Origin of the sequence: Arthrobacter sp. Soil782 (assembly GCF_001428435.1) — a bacterium.
Classification (GTDB): domain Bacteria; phylum Actinomycetota; class Actinomycetes; order Actinomycetales; family Micrococcaceae; genus Arthrobacter_D; species Arthrobacter_D parietis.
Genome location: NZ_LMSO01000001.1, coordinates 240,368 through 260,827 on the forward strand (window position 1 = coordinate 240,368; position 20,460 = coordinate 260,827).

Annotated in this window: 20 protein-coding genes; 11 read left to right on the plus strand and 9 right to left on the minus strand. The window is 64.8% G+C overall.

The window, feature by feature from the left end; genetic code table 11:
• The first annotated feature begins 44 nt into the window (after positions 1-44).
• The 11 genes from ASH00_RS01140 to ASH00_RS01190 all read left to right on the plus strand — a co-directional run bounded on the left by ASH00_RS01140 (position 45) and on the right by ASH00_RS01190 (position 11,942).
• Positions 45-1,478: a MinD/ParA family ATP-binding protein gene (locus ASH00_RS01140; RefSeq protein WP_056543874.1), complete on the plus strand. Its 1,434-nt coding sequence runs from the start codon at positions 45-47 to the stop codon at positions 1,476-1,478.
• A 67-nt stretch (positions 1,479-1,545) separates the two neighbouring features.
• Complete coding sequence (locus tag ASH00_RS01145) at positions 1,546-2,112, plus strand: type 1 glutamine amidotransferase domain-containing protein (RefSeq protein ID WP_056543877.1); 567 nt, start codon at positions 1,546-1,548, stop codon at positions 2,110-2,112.
• Between the two features lie 48 nt (positions 2,113-2,160).
• The gene (locus ASH00_RS01150; RefSeq protein ID WP_082565818.1) at positions 2,161-3,075 is read left to right on the plus strand and encodes a DUF2797 domain-containing protein; all 915 of its coding nucleotides are present in this window, start codon (positions 2,161-2,163) and stop codon (positions 3,073-3,075) included.
• A 143-nt stretch (positions 3,076-3,218) separates the two neighbouring features.
• Positions 3,219-4,247: an extracellular solute-binding protein gene (locus ASH00_RS01155; RefSeq protein ID WP_056543880.1), complete on the plus strand. Its 1,029-nt coding sequence runs from the start codon at positions 3,219-3,221 to the stop codon at positions 4,245-4,247.
• Positions 4,244-5,938, plus strand: coding sequence for an ABC transporter permease (locus tag ASH00_RS01160; protein WP_056543883.1), 1,695 nt, complete (start codon positions 4,244-4,246; stop codon positions 5,936-5,938). Before ASH00_RS01155 ends, ASH00_RS01160 begins: the two co-directional genes overlap by 4 nt.
• Positions 5,928-7,073: an ABC transporter ATP-binding protein gene (locus ASH00_RS01165; protein WP_056543886.1), complete on the plus strand. Its 1,146-nt coding sequence runs from the start codon at positions 5,928-5,930 to the stop codon at positions 7,071-7,073. The genes ASH00_RS01160 and ASH00_RS01165 overlap by 11 nt, the downstream gene beginning before the upstream one ends.
• A 4-nt stretch (positions 7,074-7,077) precedes the next feature.
• Complete coding sequence (locus ASH00_RS01170) at positions 7,078-9,654, plus strand: AMP-binding protein (protein WP_235563103.1); 2,577 nt, start codon at positions 7,078-7,080, stop codon at positions 9,652-9,654.
• Positions 9,655-9,663: 9 nt separating this feature from the next.
• Positions 9,664-9,915 carry a hypothetical protein gene (locus ASH00_RS01175; protein WP_056543889.1) on the plus strand — a complete coding sequence of 84 codons (252 nt, stop codon included), beginning with the start codon at positions 9,664-9,666 and terminating at the stop codon, positions 9,913-9,915.
• Between the two features lie 64 nt (positions 9,916-9,979).
• Positions 9,980-10,429 carry an FAS1-like dehydratase domain-containing protein gene (locus ASH00_RS01180; RefSeq protein ID WP_056543893.1) on the plus strand — a complete coding sequence of 150 codons (450 nt, stop codon included), beginning with the start codon at positions 9,980-9,982 and terminating at the stop codon, positions 10,427-10,429.
• Between the two features lie 2 nt (positions 10,430-10,431).
• Complete coding sequence (locus tag ASH00_RS01185) at positions 10,432-10,872, plus strand: MaoC family dehydratase (protein WP_056543896.1); 441 nt, start codon at positions 10,432-10,434, stop codon at positions 10,870-10,872.
• Positions 10,869-11,942, plus strand: coding sequence for a UDP-N-acetylmuramate dehydrogenase (locus ASH00_RS01190; RefSeq protein ID WP_056543899.1), 1,074 nt, complete (start codon positions 10,869-10,871; stop codon positions 11,940-11,942). The genes ASH00_RS01185 and ASH00_RS01190 overlap by 4 nt, the downstream gene beginning before the upstream one ends.
• Before the next feature lie 36 nt (positions 11,943-11,978).
• Here the strand turns inward: ASH00_RS01190 and ASH00_RS01195 are convergent, their stop codons facing one another.
• The 9 genes from ASH00_RS01195 to ASH00_RS01235 form a co-directional block, all read right to left on the minus strand.
• A complete protein-coding gene (locus ASH00_RS01195) occupies positions 11,979-12,407 on the minus strand; it encodes a hypothetical protein (protein ID WP_056543902.1) in 429 nt (142 codons plus the stop codon).
• Positions 12,408-12,484: 77 nt separating this feature from the next.
• Positions 12,485-13,636, minus strand: coding sequence for an aspartate-semialdehyde dehydrogenase (gene asd, locus ASH00_RS01200; RefSeq protein ID WP_056543905.1), 1,152 nt, complete (start codon positions 13,634-13,636; stop codon positions 12,485-12,487).
• 77 nt (positions 13,637-13,713) lie between these two features.
• Entirely contained in the window at positions 13,714-14,121 is a 408-nt protein-coding gene (locus tag ASH00_RS01205; RefSeq protein ID WP_056543906.1) for a hypothetical protein, read from the minus strand.
• A gap of 4 nt (positions 14,122-14,125) precedes the next feature.
• Positions 14,126-14,779 carry a hypothetical protein gene (locus tag ASH00_RS01210; protein WP_056543909.1) on the minus strand — a complete coding sequence of 218 codons (654 nt, stop codon included), beginning with the start codon at positions 14,777-14,779 and terminating at the stop codon, positions 14,126-14,128.
• A gap of 27 nt (positions 14,780-14,806) precedes the next feature.
• Entirely contained in the window at positions 14,807-15,757 is a 951-nt protein-coding gene (locus ASH00_RS01215; protein WP_056543912.1) for a hypothetical protein, read from the minus strand.
• Positions 15,758-15,805: 48 nt separating this feature from the next.
• Positions 15,806-16,405: a dihydrofolate reductase gene (locus ASH00_RS01220; protein ID WP_056543914.1), complete on the minus strand. Its 600-nt coding sequence runs from the start codon at positions 16,403-16,405 to the stop codon at positions 15,806-15,808.
• Positions 16,402-17,211 carry a thymidylate synthase gene (locus tag ASH00_RS01225; protein WP_056543917.1) on the minus strand — a complete coding sequence of 270 codons (810 nt, stop codon included), beginning with the start codon at positions 17,209-17,211 and terminating at the stop codon, positions 16,402-16,404. Before ASH00_RS01225 ends, ASH00_RS01220 begins: the two co-directional genes overlap by 4 nt.
• Positions 17,212-17,248: 37 nt before the next feature.
• Positions 17,249-18,214 carry an NUDIX hydrolase gene (locus ASH00_RS01230; RefSeq protein ID WP_056546456.1) on the minus strand — a complete coding sequence of 322 codons (966 nt, stop codon included), beginning with the start codon at positions 18,212-18,214 and terminating at the stop codon, positions 17,249-17,251.
• On the minus strand, positions 18,214-20,439 hold the full coding sequence (locus tag ASH00_RS01235) for an RNA degradosome polyphosphate kinase (RefSeq protein ID WP_056543920.1): 2,226 nt from the start codon (positions 20,437-20,439) through the stop codon (positions 18,214-18,216). The genes ASH00_RS01230 and ASH00_RS01235 overlap by 1 nt, the downstream gene beginning before the upstream one ends.
• Between the last annotated feature and the right edge of the window lie 21 nt (positions 20,440-20,460).

Consider the following 20,460-nt stretch of genomic DNA (forward strand, 5'->3'; position numbering starts at 1 on the left):
TCCTTATAGTATGGGGCGCGAGGCACATCGACAGGACAGGAACCATGACTGACAACGATTCGGCCTGGGGGCCGGGCGAGAACCCGGAAGACTTCCCAACCCGGGCAAGCCGACGCCGCACCGGACGTGACCCCCGAACAGGGCCCATCTCGGAGGTCCCCCGCTTCGCGGACCGCTTGTCACCGGCTCCGCAGGCGCCGCAACAGGGCGCACAGCCGGAGGGCCACACCGAGGATACCGTCCGGCGTCCGGTGCTCGACATCCGCTTCGACGAATCGGCCCATAGCGTCCGCACCACGTCCGTTCCCGTGGTCCTTCCCCGGCAACCACCAGCACCCGCTGCCGGCTCCGTGGCGCCTGCCGGTCCCATGACGCCCGCCGTATCCGCTCCCGTGCCGTCGGCTCCCGCCACGACACCACCCACCGCGCCGGAGGGCCGCATGCAACCAGAAACCGGACCAGGCACGACGACGGCCGTCACCACCCTGCCTCCCGTTCCGTCGGTGCCCAGCACCCCCGCTGACCCGCCACGCCAGTCGCGCCGGCAGGACTCAGCCGAGGGCCGGCGCCGTTCCTTCCTGGCATCGGATAACGGAACTGTTCCCGCAGAGACCGGTTTCCGCGGTTTACTGTCCCGGTTGGGGATCCGCGTTGCGCCATCGAAGCGGGAATTGGTCATTCGGGCGCATACGCGTGCCGTGAGCCAGCACTGGCCGGGTCCACGGACCATCTCCGTGGTGAACGGCAAGGGTGGCGCAAACAAGACGCCGACCACCGTGATGCTCGCTGCGGTTTTCGCCCGGAACGGCGGGGGACCGGTGCTCGCCTGGGACAATAACGAAACCCGCGGCACGCTGGGCTGGCGCACCGAACAGGGGCCACACAACTCCTCGGTGATGGACCTGCTGCCCGAGACAAGTCAGCTGCTGGCTCCCTCCGCCCAGTCTGCGCTGCTTGCCCGCTACGTCCACCACCAGACGGAAGACAAATACGACGTCCTGCGGTCCAAACCGGATGTGCTCGCTTCCGAGCAGAAAATCACCGCCGAGAATTTCGACGCCCTCCACGAAGTTGCCTCAAAGTACTTCCGGCTGAACATCGTCGACTCCGGAAATGATGAGACCGCCGAGCGTTGGCTGCGCATGATCCACCACACGGACCAGCTGGTCATCGCCACCACCACGCTTGAGGAGCACGCGGAAGCGGGCGCGCTACTGCTCGAGGCTCTTCGTGCACGCGGTGGGAAGTATGCGGAGCTGTCGCAGAACGCCGTCGTCATTGTCAGCCAGTCAGACAAGAACGGTACAGCGGCGCAGGCCCAGCAGATTGCGGACGGTTTCGCACAGCTTGCGCGGAGCGCCGTCACCATTCCTTATGATGTGGCGCTGCTGAAGGGCCGCATCCGCTGGGGGGCGCTGAAGCCGGCGACACAGGGTGCCTGGCTTGCTGCTGCCGCCGCAGTAGCTGACGGCCTGTAATAGTCAGGTTGCTTATCATTCCAATCGTTCCTAGGCTTAACCCGTAAGCCAACGGAATGGAGGAAGCATGACTATGCACAATATTTCCGGCAAGAAAGTGGCCTTCCTGCTCACGGACGGCGTGGAACAGGTCGAGTTGACCAGCCCCTGGGAAGCTGTGAAGGGTGCTGGTGGAGTGCCCACACTCGTGGCGCCCGGCGAGGGCTCGGTGCAGGGTTTCAACGGCACGGACAAGGGTGACGAATTCCCCGTCGACCTCCCTCTCAGCCAGGCAAAGGCCGAGGATTTCGACGCACTGGTGCTGCCCGGCGGCGTCGTCAATGCGGACCATCTGCGGGTGGATAAGGACGCACAGGCCTTCACGCGCAGTTTCTTTGAACAGCACAAGCCCGTAGCTGCGATCTGCCACGCTCCGTGGCTGCTCATCGAAGCCGGCGTGGTCAGCGGCCGGTCGATGACCTCCTACCACACGCTCGAAACAGACCTTCGTAACGCGGGTGCTGAGTGGACCGATGATGAGGTTGTCGTGGACAAGGGGTTCGTCACCAGCCGTAACCCCGATGATCTGCCCGCCTTCAATGACAAGGTGCTCGAGGAGATCGCCGAAGGCCCGCACGAGGGGCAGACGGCCTAACCCCTCCGGCGGCGTACTTCAAACAGGGAGGTCCGGTAGCGTTGCGACATGCTGACCGGACCTTTCCTGTGCCACGGTGTGTCCTGGGACCGGTCCGGTCCGTCCCTCGCCCTTGCCACGCCGCCGGGCGCTCCGGCGTCGTTGCCGCTTGAGAATCTTCCGGCAGTTTTTGGATTCCGACTCCTCGGGGACAGGGGCGCACGCTTCTGCCTGGGCTATTCAAAGGTGCTGGGACCCAAGGACCGCCGCTCCTTTCCCTGCCCGGAACAGACGACGGCGGAGCGCGGCTACCAGTGCGGCCCCTGTTTCGCGCGTGATGACTTCCGGTTCATGCACGACGTTCACCGCTCCGGTGTGGCGCCTCCCGGGCTTGCCGCCTATCTCGCACAGGAGCACTGGCTCTATGTCGCGACCTTCGCTGACGGCGCCACCAAGGTGGGAACGGCCTCGCACCGCAGCAAATGGAGCCGGCTGACCGAGCAGGGCGCAGTCGTTGCCCGCTATGTCGCTCGTGCGGACGACGGTCGGATAGTCCGCGTCCTTGAAGACGCTGCAACCCGCCATGCAGGCCTGCCGCAGGCTGTCCGGTCGGCGGCGAAGACTGCGGCCCTGGCCCGCCCACGGGCGCCCAGGGATCTGGATGTTCTGAATGCCGCAGCGGCAGATGGCCTGCGTCAGTTGCTGGCTGCCGACGTCGGCATTGATGGGTTCGAAACGGTGGAGGAGCAGTGGGACCCGCCGGGCAGCTGGGAACAGGTACTGACAGCGCGGGCGTCGGTCTACCCGCTCAGCTTTGAGACAGGGGATCACGGTGGGGCCGTCCTTGCGTTGCTCGGGCAAACCGCACTGATCGCTGTGCCGGAAGGCAGGTTCCTCCTGAACCTCGCGCTCCTGCGGGGCCGTCGCGTGGAGCTTGGGGAATTCCGATCCGCGCCCATCGCCGTGCAGGACGAACTCTTCTGACGGGCTTTGCACTTCTCGTCTTGGCCCGGACGCAGCGCAGGTAGTGATCTTCGCAACATAGTCGGAGGGTCACATCTGGATAGGTTAGGCTTGCCTTTGTAAAGCTTGCTGCGGCTGTCGCCGCTACCTTCAGGAGTACCCCTATGCCTCGACCGAAGCTCCTTGCTGCCTGCACCGCGTTTGCGGTTCCCGTGCTTGCCCTCTCCGGGTGTGGCGTGCTCGGTATCGGCGCCGCGCCTGCAGACCTGCAGATCTACTCGGCCCGCCACTATGACCTTGAGGGTGCGTTCGCTGATTTCACCGATGAAACCGGCATCTCCGTGGAGTTCATCACCGGTGATGACGCCGAGCTGCTTGAACGGCTCAAAGCCGAGGGCAGTGACACCCCTGCAGACGTTTTCATGACCGTGGACGCTGGAAATCTCTGGAACGCCGCCCGCCAGGATGTGCTGGCACCGATCAGTTCGGACGCACTGGATGAAGCCGTTCCTGAGGACCTCCGTGACCCTGAGGGGCACTGGTTCGGTCTGGCCATGCGGGCGCGAACCCTTACCTATAACCCGGAAAATGTTGATCCGGGAGAGTTCGACGCCACGGACAGCTACGCGGGACTGGCCGATCCGAAGTGGAAGGGACGGCTGTGCATGCGCGACGCCACGTCTTCCTACACGCAGTCACTGGTCGCGAGCCTGATCGACCTCCACGGCCGGGACAAGGCACTGGAGATCGTCAGGGGCTGGGTGGCCAATGACGTGGATATTCTCAGTAATGACATCCTCCTGCTCGAAGCGATCGATGCCGGGGCGTGCGATGTGGGAATCAACAACCACTATTACCTCGCACGTACCCTCGAGGAGAACCCTGACCTGGCAGTGGACCTCTACTGGGCCAGCCAGGAGGGCGCCGGCACCCACGTGAACATCTCCGGCGCCGGTGTCGTGGCGAACTCGGACAACGCGGCGCAGGCCCAGCAGCTCATAGAGTGGCTCGCTACCACGGGGCAGAACGCGTTCGTGGACGCCAACCATGAGTTCCCGGTGAACCCGGCTGCCAAGCCCGAGCCTGTGATTGCGGAATTCGGGGAGTTCAACCGCATGCCGCTGAACGCTGCGGCCTACGGCGACCTGAACGCCGAAGCGATCGATGTCCTGTCCGAGGCCGGCTACAAGTGAGCGAATCGGCTGTCCTGGTTGACGCAGCCGTTGCCGGTCAACGGCGGAGTCGGCTGACCGGGAACGGCCGTCCGCTGTGGTCCGCGGCTGTGCTGCTTGCCGCAGCACTGGTGGCAATGCCGGTCATCGCTGTGGTGGTCGACGGGCTCGGAAGCCTGAACTCCGGCAGCATCCCGCAGGATATCGGTTCGATGGTCCTGGTCACGGTGCTCCTGCTCGTGGGAGTGGGTGCGGGAACACTGTTGATCGGGGGCGGCCTTGCCTGGCTGGTGACGGCCTATGATTTTCCGCTGCGCAAGACGCTCTCGTGGGCGCTGGTCCTTCCGTTGGCTATGCCCGCCTACATCCTGGGCTTCGTGTTCCTCTCCACCTTCGACGTCGGGGGACCGGTGCAGGCCGGTCTGCGTGCAGTGCTCGGTCCCGGCGCCTGGCTGCCTGACGTACGTACGCTGGCGGGCGCCGTCGTCGTTCTGTCCCTGACGCTTTACCCGTACGTCTATCTGCTGGCGAGGTCGGCGCTTGTGGAGCAAAGCGCAACGACGTACGACGCCGCGCGCACCCTCGGTGCAGGCCGCGCCCGCACGCTGTGGCGGGTGGTGCTTCCGCTGGCGAGGCCCTCGCTTGCCGCGGCGCTGGCGCTGGTGATGATGGAAACCCTGACGGATTTTGCAACCGTCCAGTACTTCAACGTCCAGACCGTTTCCGTGGGGGTCTACCTGGTTTGGAAGGGCACCTTCGACTTCAATGCGGCAACCCAGCTTTCCGTGCTGGTGCTCTTGTTCGCCGTCGCCGTGCTGGGCGGTGAGCGGCTCCTGCGGGGACGGTCGCGGTTCCACCAGAAGCCTGGGCGGGGAGAGGGCCTGCAGCCCCGAAAGCTCACCGGCTGGACCAGATGGGTTGCCTCACTGGCCTGTCTCGGGGTGCTCGGGTTGGGCTTCATCCTCCCGGTCGTACAGCTCATCGGTTGGGCTGCCGGTGAAGCGCTCGCCTCGTCTGAGCCGCTGGTGGACCCTCGCTTCGCCGAGTATCTCGTAAACAGTGTGACCGTCGCATTGTTGGTCGCAGTGGTGTGCGCAGGACTCGCGCTCGTCACCGGGCACGCCCAGCGTTTGGGCGGAGGACCGGTCGTGGCAACTGCAGCGCAAGTTACCACCTTCGGCTATGCCGTGCCGGGGGCAGTGATTGGCATCGGTGTGCTCATCGCCTTCGCCCGCGTGGATGGATGGCTGGAATCCGCGGGCGTCCCGGGCGGAACCGGCCTGCTCGTAACCGGGTCCGTGGCGGGAATCCTTGTTGCCTACGTGGTGCGCTTCCTTGCGCCTGCCTACCAGGCGGTCGACGCGAGCTTCGCCAAGATCTCACCGGCACTGACTTCCTCCGCGCTGAGCCTCGGAGCCACACCACGCAGGCTTCTGGCACGCGTGCATCTGCCGCTGGCCCGCCGGGGCGTCGCTGTCGCTCTGGCGCTGGTGGCGATCGATGCAGTGAAGGAACTGCCGATCGTGCTTCTGCTGCGACCCTTCGGATTCACCACAGTCTCTGTCTGGGTCTACGAGTTGGCCCGGGAGAACTTCTGGGAGAAGGCTGCGCTGCCGGCCTTGGGCATCATCGCCGTGGCCGTCATCCCGGTGTATTTCCTGTTCCGGCGGTCCGCGGGTCTGCAGGCAGGGGCGGTTACCCATGCGCGGTGAGGTTGTCAATGTCAGCACGGCGCTGACCCTCAGCGGGGTGAGCAGGCGGTACGGCGCCATCGCGGCCGCGACCTCCCTCGATCTGACAGTGGCTCCCGGAGAGATGCTCACCGTCATTGGGCCCTCCGGCTGCGGCAAGTCGACGATGCTGCGCATGATAGCCGGCCTGGAACGGCCGGACTCCGGAACGATCACGATCGCCGGTGATGTTGTGGCGGACCGGCGGAACTTTCAGGAACCGGAACGCCGCCGTGTGGGGCTGGTGTTCCAGGACCATGCGCTGTTTCCCAACCTCACCGTCGCCAAAAACGTTGCCTTCGGACTGAACCGGCTCTCCCTCCCCGAACGGCGGAAGCGCGTTGCCGAGGTACTGGAGCTGGTACGCCTCGATCATCTTGCCGCCCGCTATCCGCATGAGTTGTCAGGCGGAGAGCAGCAGCGGGTGGCGGTAGCGCGTGCACTGGCGCCCCGCCCCGCCGTCGTACTGCTGGATGAGCCCTTCTCCAGCCTGGATGAGACGCTCCGGGGGCGGGTACGAGCAGATATCGTAGCCGTGCTGAAGGAGACAGGAACCACCAGTCTGCTGGTGACCCACGATCAGACGGAAGCGCTTTCCGTGGGAGACCGGGTTGTGGTGATGCACGACGGCGTGATCGAACAGGCAGACACACCGGAAAAGGTGTTCGAGCAGCCTGCCACCCGGTTCGTGGCCTCCTTCATGGGTGATGCCGATTTCCTTCCAGCCAACGTCCACAACGCGCTGTTGACCTGCGAGATCGGTGTTGTCTCGACCGTGCCCGGGTGGGCCAACTGCGACGTCGACGTCGACGTCGTTCTGCGTCCGCATGAAGTGGCGCTCGCTCCGGATCCGGGCGCATCCGCACGGGTTGTGTCGCTGGAGTACCGCGGGGCATTCGTTTTGCACTATGTCCGTCTGGCATCCGGCCGCACGCTGCGGTCCTGGCAACCGCACCATGTGCGGTACGCGCCGGGCACTGCCGTCACTGTGACGGTTGCGTCCGGGACCTCACCGACCCTGCTGGTTGATGACCGCGCCGTCACCGAGCCGCCGATCGGTATCGCCGGCCATGCACTGCAAGCGCCGGAACCGTTCCCGATTCCCACATCGAGGTGAACCTGTGTCTCTGACAACGCCGATTCTGCCCCTGAAACCCGCTACCCGGTTCGTCGGGTTCGCAGCGGACCTCGCCCTTTTCGCTGACCGCGCTGCGATCGTGACGGACGGTGAAACCCTCAGCTACCGTGATCTGGCGGAACGGGTGGAGGCTCTTGCGGACCGTCTCGGTCCGGACCGGCGGTTGGTGCTGCTGGCGGCAACCAACACCCTCGACTCCGTCGTCGCCTACCTGGCTGCGCTGTCCGCGGGGCACCCTGTGATCCTGGTACCGGGAGACAAGCCCTCCGCCGTCGACTCACTACGGAGTACTTTCGACCCGGATGTTGTCATTGACTCGGGCGGCGGGAACGGAACGCCGCGCATCCGTGAAATCCGCGCCATCACCAGTCACGAACTGCATCCCGATCTCGCACTCCTGCTGAGCACCTCAGGATCAACGGGTTCGCCGAAGCTCGTCAGGCTCTCACACCGGAACCTCGAGGCGAACGCCGCGGCCATCGCCGAGTATCTGAGGATAGGGCCGGCGGATCGGGCTGTCACCACCCTCCCGTTGTCCTACTGCTACGGGCTATCGGTACTCAACAGCCACCTGCTCGCCGGAGCGTCGCTGGTGCTCACCGACCTCTCCGTTGTGGACCCTTGTTTCTGGGATTTGTTCCGCCGAACGGACGCAAGCGCCTTCGCCGCCGTTCCGTACACTTTCGAGCTGCTCGAGCGCGTCGGTTTCGCAGACATGGACCTGCCGACACTGCGGTACGTGACCCAGGCCGGCGGTCGCCTGTCTCCGGATCTGGTGCGTCGGTACGCGGAACTGGGGAATGACCGGGGTTGGGAGCTGTTCGTGATGTACGGCCAAACCGAAGCGACGGCGCGGATGGCATACCTGCCTCCAGCCCTCGCCGCGGAGAATCCATCCCGGATCGGGGTGCCCGTGCCCGGCGGCAGTTTCCGGATCGATCCGGTCGAGGGGCTCAAGGACGGTGAACTGGTGTACACCGGCCCCAACGTCATGCTGGGTTACGCGGAGGTGTCCGCTGACCTCGCTGCTGGCCGCACCGTAGACGAGCTACGCACCGGAGACTTGGCGCGGAGGCACCCGGATGGACTGTACGAGGTGGTTGGACGACGCAGCCGCTTCATCAAGGTCGCGGGGCTGCGGATTGACCTCGGCCGGGTGGAGCAGATCCTCGCCGACCTCGGCGTACGCGCCGCCTGTGTCGGGACCGATGAACGCCTGGTTGTCGCGTTAGAGGGCGATCACGAACCGGGGCTGCTCGGCAAGGTACTGGCGCCTGACCTCGGTATACCGCGAGGGGCGCTCGCGATGTGCGCCGTGGAGCAGATTCCCCGGCTCAGCAGCGGAAAGCCGGACTATCAGTCGATTCTCGCGCTCGCCGACCCCGCACCGGAGGCCCGTGCACCGTCGGTCACCCGCAAGGAGGGGCCGCATGACGTGCGCGTGATTCTGGCCGAGCAGCTGGAGGTACCCGCAGTCGATGATGACAGCACCTTCGTATCACTGGGCGGCGATTCACTGTCCTATGTAGCGACGTCCGTACGTCTGGAGCGGGCCCTCGGCACCCTGCCCGCGGACTGGCACGTGCGGTCCGTCGCAGAGCTTGTTGAGGTTGCACAGCGCGCGGCGGTCAAAGCTCCGGTGCGTCGGCGCAGATTCTTCGCGGCCGTCGAGACGAGCATCGTGCTGCGGGCCGTCGCCATCATCTTCATCATCAGCACGCACATAGGGCTGTTCCACTGGGAAGGGACGGCGCACGTGCTGATGGCCGCAGCCGGGTACAACTTCGCGCGTTTCCAGCTCCAGGGCGAACGCTGGCATCGGTTGCGACGCCAGTTGACCAGCATCGCCCGCATAGTGCTGCCGAGCGTGGCGCTGATTTTTCTGGGCTACATCATTACCGATCACTACAGCGTCGCCAATATCTTCCTGCTGAACGCGCTCGTCGGCCCGCAGGAAGTTACACCTGAATGGCATTTCTGGTTCGTCGAGGTGCTGACCTACCTCCTTGTCTGTGTGGTTGCACTGCTTGCCCTTCCTCCCGTTGCACGGCTGGAACGGCGTTTTCCCTTCGGGTTCCCGCTGGGATTGGCCGCCGCGGGTCTGCTGACGCGATTCAACATCGTTGACCTCGAGGTGCCGAACACTGCCCCCGCGCTCTGGCTGTTCGCCCTTGGGTGGGCGGTGGCGAGAGCACGGCGTACCGCACACCGCTTCCTGATCACCGCTGTTGCATTGCTGTGCATCCCCGGCTTCTTCTATGGGGACCTGGCCCGCGAAATGACCCTCCTGACAGGGATGTTGCTGCTCGTGTGGGTTCCCAGACTCCCGGTCCCCACGGTCCTTCAGCAACTGACTGTGGTGCTCGCAAGCGCATCGCTGTACATCTACCTCGTACACTGGCTCGTGTTCCCGCACCTTGACAGCCTCCATCCCTCGGTAGGCGTTGCAGCCTCCCTGGTAGCGGGAGTGCTCTACTGGGCGCTGGTCATGCGGGTGCCCGGACTGTTCCGCCGATGGACGCCGGCGCTAACCGGTCGGCGGCGGGAATCGCTTCGGTAGGGTTAAAGGATGCTGAACACGCCCTGGGACACCGGATCGCCGCTTTACCGCCGGCTCGTCATCGCTGCGCTGATTCTCACCGGCGTCGGAATCCTGCTGGCCATCGCCGGAGCAATGCTCGAGACAGATCCCCTGGTCTTCGCGGCCCTGCCGATCATCATTGCGGGAATGGCGGCACATCTGGCCGGCCTGGTGGTGCGTGGACGTGACGCGCAGCGCCGCCATCGGCCTAAGGATGGTTCCGGCCCAACCGGCCGGTAGCCTGACGAGCAGTTACCCTGAACAGGCGTGCCCGCGACGGGAAGCCCGGATCATAAGGAGTTTCATGACGATCAACCCCGACCTCCAGGGGCGCAGTTACCCTGCTGGTGAGGTCTACACCGTAGGCCGCGAGAAGATTCGCGAGTTCGCCCAGGCAGTGAAGGCGACGCATCCGTCCCACTTCGACCCGGAAGCCGCCCGCGCGCTGGGTCACCGCGATGTCGTCGCGCCGCCCACCTTCGCGATCATCATCGCCCAGCGGGCTGACGCACAGCTGATCAACGATCCCGAGGCCGGCATTGATTTCACCCGCGTGGTCCACGCCGACCAGCGGTTCATCCACCACCGGCCGATCATCGCGGGAGATGAACTGGTTGCCGAACTCCACGTCGATCAGGTCCGGGCCATGGGCGGCGGAGCAATGATCACCACCCGTGCTGAGATCTCCACCGTGGAAGGTGAAAAAACCGCAACAACCACCTCATCCATCCTGGTGCGCGGGGAGGAGCAGTAAGCATGACAATCTCGCTGACAGATCTTGAAGTGGGCCAGGAAATCGGCCGTTCCTCCCTCGACGTCACCCGGCTGGACCTGGTGAAGTACGCAGGAGCATCCGGTGACTTCAACCCCATCCACTGGAATGAATCCTTTGCCCGCGGTGTGGACCTACCCGGAGTCATCGCCCATGGCATGTTCACCATGGGCGCGGCGGTCCAGGCAGTAACCGACTGGATCGGTGATCCTGCCGCCGTGATCGACTACCAGACCCGCTTCACCCGGCCGGTTGTTGTTGAGGACACCACGGCGCGGCCTGGCAGTGCCGGGGCGGTCATCGGAGTTGTCGGAGTTGTCGGGGCTGTGGACCCGGACAATTCGACTGCGCGCATTGACCTGACCGTCTCCGCCGGGGGACAGAAGGTGCTCGTCAAGGCACAGGCAGTGGTGCGGATCTGGTGACATCCCTCGCCCAGTTCACCACGTCGGCCGTCGGGGGCCCTGCCCGCAAACTCGTGGTGGCACGCACTGAAGCGGAACTCATCGAGGCGATCCGCTCCGCCGATGAGGCGGGGGAGCCGCTCCTGCTGATTGGCGGCGGCTCGAACCTGCTGGTGGCGGACAGCGGCTTCGCCGGAACAGTGGTCAAAATTGCTTCGACCGGCTTCACAGTGAACGACGACGACGCCACCTGCGGAGGCGTAATGGTCACCGCCCAGGCCGGCCAGCCCTGGGATGAGCTCGTCGAGTACACAGTGCGGCACGCTTACTCCGGGCTGGAGGCGCTCTCCGGCATCCCCGGTTCCACCGGGGCGGTACCCGTGCAGAACGTCGGCGCGTACGGATCAGAGGTGTCCCACACCATCGCCATGGTGCGCACGTATGACCGCGAGACCAGGTCCATCAAATCCCTGGCCAACTTCGACCTGAAGTTCGGGTACCGGGATTCCCTCCTGAAGCGCACGACCGACGCCGGATCTCCCCGTTATGTGGTGCTCACGGTTCAGTTCCAGCTGGGACTCGGCCGCATGAGCGCACCGGTACGGTATGCCGAGCTGGCGCGCGAACTCGGTATCGACGCCGGGGGACGGACCTACGCCACCGATGTGCGACGTGCCGTCCTCAAGCTGCGTGCAACGAAAGGCATGGTGCTGGACCCGGAAGACCGCGACACCTACAGCACCGGATCATTCTTCACCAACCCGATTGTCGACGCGGCAGAGGCGGAGTCCCTGCCGGCGGAGGCGCCCCGGTACCCGATGCCCAACGGCTCCGTGAAGCTCAGTGCGGCCTGGCTCATCGAGCATGCAGGTTTCGGCAAGGGATTTGGCCTGGCAGATGATGCCGGCCACCGCGCGGCGGGCGGCAGGGCCGCGTTGTCGACCAAGCACACCCTCGCCGTCACAAACCGCGGCGAGGCCTCGGCGGAAGACCTGCTGAGTATTGCCCGGCTGGTTGCCGATGGTGTGGAGGATCGATTCGGCATCCGTCTGCACCCGGAACCCCTGCTGATCGGCTGTTCCCTGAACTAGTTCTGGGGAGCGTTGCATCGCAGGGCACGGGCCCCTTTACGTGGTTGCCCGCCGCCGCGCCTTCTCCGCTGCCGCCCGCGTCTGCATGACGGCGTGGCGGTGCCACCGGCTGTCCACCAGCTCCCGGCTGCACAGCCATTGAACCAGCCGTGAGACCAGGCTGATCTGCGCGAGCCGGTCGTGGAAATCCGGTAGCAGCCACGCGGCGCTGAGGAACCGGGGGAGTGCGAAGACGAGCTCTTCCGCACCGAGTATCCGCTCGAAGGCGCCCTCAGGCTCGAACTGCCGCTCCAAAACGAGCAGCGCCGCCGTATCGGAACTGACCGTGGAATGGCCCTCCCGGTCGAGAAACAGCCGCAGGTGGTCGAAGACGCGCCTGTAGCGCTCAACCGTGGCGGGATGTCTACCCGCGGCGCTCGCCGAAAAGTACCGCGTAAGGATCTGGTCTACCGGAATCTGGGTCATGCAGCACAGTCTGCCCGGCACCCCTGACATTTTTCTAGTACAGACGTCCGAGAAGAAAGCGGGGGTGCGCAGTCTGCCTAAAGATTGCCGGTTGCGATCAGGAGCGCGCGGCGAAGCGGCTCGGCAGCCCCCCACAGGAGCTGGTCTCCCACGGTGAACGCGCTGATGTATTCCGGCCCCATTTCGAGTTTGCGGATTCGCCCAACGGGAATCTGCAGGGTACCGCTGGCCGCCACCGGGGTAAGGCCTTGCAGGGTTGCTTCCTTGGTGTTCGGGACCACCGTTGCCCACTCGTTGTCCTGATCGATCAGTGTTTCAATCTCAGTCACGGAGAGGTCTTCTGTGAGCTTCAGCGTGAGCGCCTGGGAGTGTGATCGCATGGCGCCGATCCGTACGCACAGTCCGTCGAAGGGGATCCGGGCTCCCTCGATGTCCTTGCCCAAAATCTTGTTGGTTTCCGCGCCGGCTTTCCACTCTTCCTTCGACTGACCGTTGCCGAGATCCGCGTCGATCCAGGGAATTACCGATCCAGCAAGCGGTACGCCGAACTGGGAGGCGTCCATGGCCGGATTCTTCTGCTGGGTCAGCACTGCGCGGTCGATGTCGAGAATTGCTGACGCCGGGTCTGCCAGATTCTGGGCGACTGCGCCGTGGATGGACCCGAATTGGTTCAGCAGCTCGCGCATATGCCGGGCTCCGCCGCCCGAGGCTGCCTGATAAGTCATGGAGGTTCCCCACTCAACCAGGCCGTTTCTGAACAGCCCGCCGAGGCCCATCAGCATGCAGGAGACCGTGCAGTTGCCGCCGATGAAGTCGCGGACACCGCGGGCGAGCCCGGCATCGATCACGTCCCGGTTCACCGGGTCCAGCACAATGATGGAGCTCTCCTCCATGCGCAGCGTGGAGGCGGCGTCGATCCACAGGCCGTCCCACCCGGCGTCGCGCAATTTGGGGTACACCTCTGAGGTGTACCCGCCGCCCTGGGCGGAAACGATGATGGGCAGCTTTGCCAGGGCCTCGACGTCATAGGCATTCTGCAGCGGACCGGCGCCCTCGGCGAACGAAGGCGCGGCGCCACCGGCATTGGACGTGGAGAAAAAGACCGGGTTGATGAGGCGGAAATCGCCTTCATCCTGCATGCGCTGCATCAGGACGGAGCCGACCATCCCACGCCAGCCGACCAAACCGACGGAGGGCGCGGACGAGGACAGGTGCGCAGCGGTTGTCATGCCTCCAGTTTAGGCGAGGATGCCACTCTCGCGCCGGTCGGTTACGTCACAGCCGTAGGGCGACGACGCCGCGCGGCTCAGTACGCGGGCCGCGGCAGCCCGCGCGCCTCGCGCAGCTTGTGTGCGCGCCACTCCCGCACGAGGTTTCTGACGGCGAAGATCTCGAGTATCACCAGGAGAGCCGGAATAACAAGGAATCCGAGCATTCCTGAATCGCCCTCAACCAGAAGGTTCCGCAGGGGAAGGTAGACAAAGATGCCGATGATGACCGCAATAGCGAGAACATAGACAAGATGTCCCCAGCGCGTGTTGATGCGCGGACCCAACCCGAGACGCCCCACACCGTACTCATCGCGGGTATAGCTGACGAGTTCACCGTTGATCCCGCGCGTCAGCACACGATTCTCACCGATCCGCGCCACCTGATCCTCGTGTGCGGCCCTTGTTGCGGCATCCCGGCGTTCCCGCTCGGCGTTGTAGACCAATGCTTCAGTCCTGTCGTAGTGCGCGTAATTGGGCCAGCACATCGCTGTCGGACAGACCCCGCTTTGATTCAACGGAATCCGCGCCCGGTAGTCGGCGTCCAACAGTCCAGGCGCCCTCTTCAACCTTGATCAGCAACTCACCGGCCTCAGGGGTCTCCCGGTTCTTCACCAGTGCACCGCCGTCCGGATGTTCAGCACAGTGAGACTGCACGATGAAAAGGTTTGCTTCAGCGCTGGTGATGTCAGGCCGCTTGGCCATCGCGAACCAGGTGAGGTGGCTGCGCGGTTGCATCAATATCTCGTACTCCGCGGATTCGATGGAGACCACGCTGTCCGAGTAATCGGGCGCAACCAGGCTGATCTCGATCCTGCGCCGGGCGGTCGTGAGTGCACGGGTCACCGCAGCCACAGGGCCGCCGACCGAGAGCACGCCGTCGCTGTCAGCAAAGGCCAGGCCGCGTGCCACAAGGGATGAGCCGCCCGCCGCAACCATGCGGGTATCCCCGATTTCATCACTCACCCGCAATGCGGCGGCACTCGCGGTTGCGGCCGCGCCCGGCGCAAGGTTGAGCAGTGCCGCCACCTCGGCGAAACCGAACCCAATGGCATCGGGATACGGGCTGTCGGCCTGGTCGGGCTTCGACACGGTCTCGGTCATCGTGCTGCTCCTTGTGCAATTGAAGTCCTAGAAACCAAAGAAATCACCGACAGCTTCGGCCCCGTCGGCAAACGCGCCGCCCACGTCCTCAGCGGTGTCGGCGATCGCCCCACCCACCGCATTGACGGCGTCGTGCACCACCGGAACGTTGTCATAGATGGCAAGGGCTCCACTGGCCACCATGGCGACTGTGCCCACGGGTGGGGGAAGGAAGGAGGCCACGCCAAGAACCGTCTTGGCGCCAGAATAAATCGCATCTCCCGTGTCCCCGTTATTCAGGTGGACCACTGTGTCATACAGGTCCAGTCCGGTGCCCACGACGCCGAGCCCCTTGCCCAGCATGTCGAAGGCAGCGAACGCCCGGGAGCCTTCCGTGAGGTTAAGAGCCGTGTGCCAGTTCCCGTCGAAGAGGTCACCGGAGGTGTTGAAAAAGCCGCTGAGCATATTCGAGCTGCGGAGCGCAGCCCAGGCGGCAGGGTCGCCGAAGCCGCTCCGCAGAGCCGGCGTCAGCATCGCGCCGATGTCGAAAAGCCCGGCGCGCATGTTGGGGAACGCCTTGATGAGCTGGTACATGTCCCAGCCGTCACGGAAGGGCGAATCGGGACCGAGTAACCAGTCCGGACCCGGCACGTTACCGTCTTCTCCGGGGATGGGCATACGTTCCGATCCGCCCGCCGGTGTCATACCCGGGGTGCCGGCCCCATCAGCGTCTGAACTTGTGCGCTCCTGGTCCGCGGCCTGCTCCAGCAGTTCGGACTTGGCGCGGTCGAGGCTCGTGGAGGCGGAGAGGATCTGCACCCGCAGCACGGTATTCCACCGCTGGCGGGTCTGATCCGCGTCAGTGCCCTTCCAGAACCCGGGATTGTTTACCACCGCGGAGACGCTGGCGGAGATGTCGAGTAGGGACTGTGCCCCTGCACTGCAGTGTTGCGCCAGCGAGCGCAGCTGATCAGGGTTTGCCCCCAGCGTCCCAGTCATTTTTCCCCGTGCCTCTTACCTTGCCTGATCTTCGTCCCGCTACTGAGACTACCCAGCGGGGCGGGTATCCCGCGATGGGGAGGGCTGCCCACCTTGCTCCGCCCGGGTCCACAGGCTGATCCGGAACCGGGTTCCGTTCTGCGCGGTGGTCCAGCCCTCGGACGGCTCAACTCCGGCGAGAGCCCAGGAATTCGCGAGTGCAGGAGCGTAGGTGTCACCCTCCTCCGCTGAGTCGATCACCGTGACATAAGCGGCGTTCGCGTGCAGAGCCGCTTCCGCATACACCTGGCCGCCGCCGATGATCCAGATCTCGTCGGCACCCTCACTGCGCTGGGCCTCGCTGACGGCCTCTTCAAGCGAGCCGACGACGACGGCGCCCCGGTAGTCTGCCGGGTCCGGTTTCTGCCTACTCACCACAATGTTGGTGCGGCCGGGTAGTGGGCGGTACTTCTCCGGGAAGGACTCCCAGGTTCGACGTCCCATGATGACGGGATGCCCCTGCGTGGTGCGCCGGAAGTGTGCCAGATCCTCGGGCAGGTGCCACGGCATGGTGCCGTCCCGGCCGATGACGCCGTCCACTGTCTGTGCCCAGATCATCCCTACAACAGGGCTGCCGACCAGCGCAGCGGCACTCAGGGACTCGCTCATACGGCGATCGGCGCCTTGATGGTCGGGTGGTGCTGGTAGTTCTCCACCGTGAAATCCTCAAGCTCATAGTCGAAGATGCTCTCGGGCTTCCGGTTCAGGCGCAGTGCGGGGTAGGGGTAGGGCTCGCGGGAGAGCTGTTCGGCAACCTGCTCAACATGGCTGTCGTAGATGTGGACATCGCCGCCGGTCCAGACGAACTCGCCGGGCTCAAGGCCCACCTGCTGCGCCACCATGAGGGTGAGCAGCGCGTAGGACGCAATGTTGAACGGTACGCCGAGGAAGGTGTCCGCGGAGCGCTGATAGAGCTGGCAGGAAAGCTTGCCGTCCGCCACGTAGAACTGGAAGAAGGCGTGGCAGGGAGGCAGTGCCATGCTCTCGATATCCGCAACATTCCAGGCCGAGACGATGTGCCGCCGGGAATCAGGGTTGGTCTTCAACCCATCGATGAGGCGTTCAATCTGGTCGATATGGCTGCCGTCGGGCGTGGGCCACGAACGCCACTGGACGCCGTAGACGGGGCCAAGTTCGCCGTCCTCATCAGCCCATTCGTTCCAGATCCGCACCCCGCGTTCCTGAAGCCAGGACACGTTCGAGTCGCCGCGAAGGAACCAGAGCAACTCCAGGGCCACTGACTTGAAGTGCACCCGCTTCGTGGTGATGAGCGGAAAGGACTCCGCGAGGTCGAACCTCAGCTGCCGCCCGAAAACGCTGCGCGTTCCCGTGCCGGTCCGGTCCGATTTCGGGGTCCCGTTAGCCAGGACGTCGCGGAGCAGGTCTTCGTAGGGTGTGGGAACCGGAGTAGTCACGGCATTTAGTCTAAGACCGGATCCCACACGGCCGGAATCAGTCGTCGTAGGCACGGAACTGTTCGACGGAGACAACCTTGCCAGCCTTCCTGCAATTGACCTGGCAGATGATCGCCTCACCCGGAGCCAGATACGGATCCGACGCCGGCAGCAGCTCGCCCAGGTGGGACGGCATGTGCCCACGGAGTACGTCGAACAGCAGCGGCAGCACCGGGCGGTGGCTGCACACAGCCACCGGAACGCGCCGGTCGAACAGCTTCTCAACGGTGTTGCTGGCCCGTCCAGGCTTGCGGGCGGCGTCGCGTTCCGTAATGGCGTCCACGAGTTTCAGTTTCGCGTCGGAACGCTTCACATACGGCATGATGGTCTGCACGCAGCGGTCCCACGGGCTGCTGACGATGCGCTCGGGGGACCAGGCCTCCAGCAGTCGGCTGACGGCCTGTGCCTGCCGCCGCCCGGACGCGGCCAGCGGTCGCTCGCCCTCTGCGCGGGTCCACGAGGACCGCGGCTTGGCCTTCGCATGGCGGACGATGATCAGCGGCCAGGTGGCCAGACGGTCCTCGGCAAACGCTTCAACCAGGGCGTTCAGCGGCTCTCTGTCCGAGGGGTTGCTGAGCAGCTCGGCGGCGCGTTCGGGAGAGCACCACAGGAAGTCGTCCACCTCCTTGCCATCCGGTTGGGGGGCGGCGGCGTCAACTTTCGCTGCCCAGTAATGCACCACCTTCAGCCCGGACGCCACCGGGTACTCGATGGTCGGCAAAGGGATGCCGAGCTGCACCGTAATGCCGATTTCCTCACGGACCTCGCGTACGGCGCACTCGGGTGTGGTCTCACCCGCGTCGATCTTGCCCTTCGGCCAGGACCAATCGTCATAGCGGGGACGATGGATGAGAAGGACTTCCAGCGCACCCGAGCGCTTGCGCCAGCACAGTGCACCGGCAGCGACGACGGCGGCGCCCTTCTTGCTCTGCCTGCTCTCTACCGCTGTGTCCGGCTGCGTCATCACTGGCGGGCGGGCCGCAGACGGCTGCGGGAACGGGAGGCCAATAACCACGACTGCACGTCGCTCAGGGGATTGCCGTCGTCGTCCTTGTGGTGGCGGATCCACTCTCCGTCGCTGTCCAGGTGCCAGCTTGCCGTGCCGCTGTCGAGGTACCGGTCCATCAGTGACAGCAGGTAGGTGATGTGTTCGGGTGAGGATAGCTGGACCAGCGCCTCGACCCGGCGGTCGAGGTTGCGGTGCATCATGTCAGCTGAACCAATGAATACCGCCGGATCTCCTGCGTTCGCGAATGCGAAGACACGTGAGTGCTCCAGGAACCTGCCGAGAACAGACCGGACGGTGATGTTCTCGCTGAGGCCCGGAACGCCGGGACGCACAGAGCAGATGCCGCGCACTATCACGTCCACCCGAACTCCGGCCTGCGAGGCCCGGTACAGGGAGTCGATCAGTGACTCGTCAACGATCGAGTTCACCTTGATGATGACGCGGGCTTCGAGGCCGGCCTGACTGTTGGCGATCTCCTGCTCGATGCGTTCGATCAGACCGGAGCGGACCGAGCGCGGCGCTACGAGAAGCCGTTTGAAGGTCGACTTCGGAGCGTAGCCGGAGAGCTGGTTGAACAGCCGTGAGAGGTCCTCGCCCACTTGGTGGTTGGCGGTGAGCAGCCCGAGGTCCTCGTAGTAGCGGGCAGTGCGCGGGTGGTAGTTGCCGGTGCCGATGTGGCAGTAGCGGCGGAGTCCGTCGATTTCCTGGCGTACCACGAGGGAGAGCTTGCAGTGGGTTTTCAGGCCCACAATGCCATACACGACATGCACGCCTGCCTGTTCCAGCTTCCGCGCCCAGGAGATGTTCGCCTGCTCGTCGAAGCGGGCCTTGATCTCCACCAGCGCGAGCACCTGCTTACCCGCCTCGGCCGCATCAATCAGCGCATCGACAATGGGGGAGTCACCGGAGGTCCGGTACAGCGTCTGCTTGATCGCCTGGACCTTCGGGTCCACCGCGGCCTGTTCGAGAAAAGCCTGCACCGAAGTGGAGAAGGAATCATACGGGTGGTGCAGGAGGATGTCCCGGCGCCGCATCGCTGCGAACACATTCGCGGCCTTCGAGGTTTCACTCTCATTGAGGTCCCGGCTGGTGTGCGCCACGTGCTTCGGATAGTGGAGGTCGCCGCGGTCAATACGGGCGATGACGCTGAGGCCCCTCAGGTCCAGGGGAGCGGGCAGGTCATAGACCTCCGCATCCTCAACACCAAGCTCGCGGGATAGCAGCGCGCGGATGCTGGGGTTGATGTCTGTGGTGACCTCAAGCCGGACAGGCGGGCCGAACCGGCGCCGTAGCAGCTCCTTCTCGAGCGCCTGCAGCAGGTTCTCGGCGTCATCCTCCTCAACCTCGAGGTCTTCATTGCGGGTAACGCGGAAGGTGTGGTGCTCGAGGACCTCCATGCCGGGAAACAGCTGGTCCAGATGGACCGCAATGACCTCCTCCAGCGGAATGAAACGGGCGGTCCGGCCGGCCACGTTCCCCGCGCGCGGCCCGTCAACGGAGATCAGCCGCGGCAGCTGGTCGGGTACCTTCACGCGAGCGAAGAGTTCCTTGTCGCTCACCGGATTACGCACGACGACGGCGAGGTTCAGAGAGAGCCCGGAAATGTACGGGAACGGGTGCGCCGGATCGACAGCGAGCGGCGTCAGGATGGGGAAGACCTTCTCAGCGAACAGCTTGTTCAGATCCTGCCGTGCAACTTCATCCAGCTCATCCCACGTGGTGAGGTGGATGTTCTCTCCGGTGAGTGCGGGCCGGATGTGCTCGGCGAAGATGGCGGCATGGCGGCGCTGAAGCGCGAGGCCGTCGGCCATGATCGTCTCGAGCTGCTCAATGGGGCTGAGGCCGGCGGCGGACGGGACGGCCAGCCCGGTGGCGATCCGGCGCTTCAGGCCGGCCACGCGGACCATGAAGAACTCGTCCAGGTTGGAGGCGAAGATGGACAGGAAGTTGACGCGTTCCAGCAGCGCCAGGTCCGGGTCTTCGGCGAGGTCCAGTACTCGGGCGTTGAAGTGCAGCCAGCTCAGCTCGCGGTCCAGGAAGCGGTCGGCGGATATATCGCCTGCCGGCAGCAGGCTCGGGGCGAACTCCGGGATGTCGATGCGGTCCTGGGTGGCCCGGGCGGGAGCTACTTCGGATGATCCGTACCGTGCCGGTACCCGGGCGGCGGTTTCGGCTTCCATAGTGTCTCCTTTGGTGGTTCC